Genomic DNA, 666 nt, shown 5'->3' with positions numbered 1-666 from the left:
GTAACCGTCAGCCGAAAGCCGCCTTGTGCTGAGGCTGTCGGATGGTCGAAGTCGGCTGCATGACGGACGAGATCACAACGACACCGCTCGCTGACCCCTCTTACGACGGTCGTAAGAGCGTTTCCGGATCCCGCGGGCGCCGCGGGGTAGAGGTCCGGGTGCGAGAAGTGCGGCGGCGGAACTGGTCGTCCGAGGAGCGGCTGCGGATTGTGCGGGAGACACTGGAGCCTGGCGTGATCGTGCAGGCGGTGGCCGACCGACATGGCGTCAGCACGGGCCAGCTCTACACTTGGCGCAAGCAGATGCTGGCGACGGCGATGTCGGGCTTCGTGCCGGTGGAGGTGGTGCCTGAGATCCCGCGGCTGGAAACACCCGCGCCACCCACCGCACACATCCCTTCGGATACGCCTGGTGCGATCGAGGTCACCCTGCGGTCTGGTGCCAGCATCCGCATCATGGGATGCGTCGACGTAGCGGTGCTGCGCGTCGTGTTGGCCGAGCTGGGTGGCCGCTGATGTTGGGTCTGCCGCCCGGTACACGGGTCTTTCTCGCCTGCGGCGTGACGGACATGCGCAAGGGCTTCGACGGGCTTGCCGCGCAGGTGCAAGCCGTGCTGGCGCAGGATCCCTACAGTGGCGCGATGTTTTGCTTTCGTGGACGCCGCGG

The 666-nt window shown here is 66.8% G+C and carries 2 protein-coding genes; both read left to right on the top strand.

Going from position 1 to position 666, the window contains the following annotated elements; genetic code table 11:
• Positions 1-59 precede the first annotated feature (59 nt).
• The gene (gene tnpA, locus IBL25_RS26500) at positions 60-515 is read left to right on the top strand and encodes an IS66-like element accessory protein TnpA (RefSeq protein ID WP_187781393.1); all 456 of its coding nucleotides are present in this window, start codon (positions 60-62) and stop codon (positions 513-515) included.
• Positions 461-666 (top strand): IS66 family insertion sequence element accessory protein TnpB (gene tnpB / locus IBL25_RS26495; protein ID WP_367615700.1); only part of this gene is annotated, 206 nt, incomplete at its 3' end. The genes tnpA and tnpB, both read left to right, overlap by 55 nt.

It is taken from the genome of Pseudoroseomonas ludipueritiae, from assembly GCF_014490445.1.
Taxonomy (GTDB): domain Bacteria; phylum Pseudomonadota; class Alphaproteobacteria; order Acetobacterales; family Acetobacteraceae; genus Pseudoroseomonas; species Pseudoroseomonas ludipueritiae.
Note: the sequence above shows the minus strand (reverse complement) of the source record. Positions and strands in the feature narration are given on the sequence as shown.

Bases quoted from the DNA above. Each gene is read 5' to 3' on its own strand.
- tnpA (WP_187781393.1), top strand. From the start codon at position 60: ATGACGGACGAGATCACAACGACACCGCTCGCTGACCCCTCTTACGAC.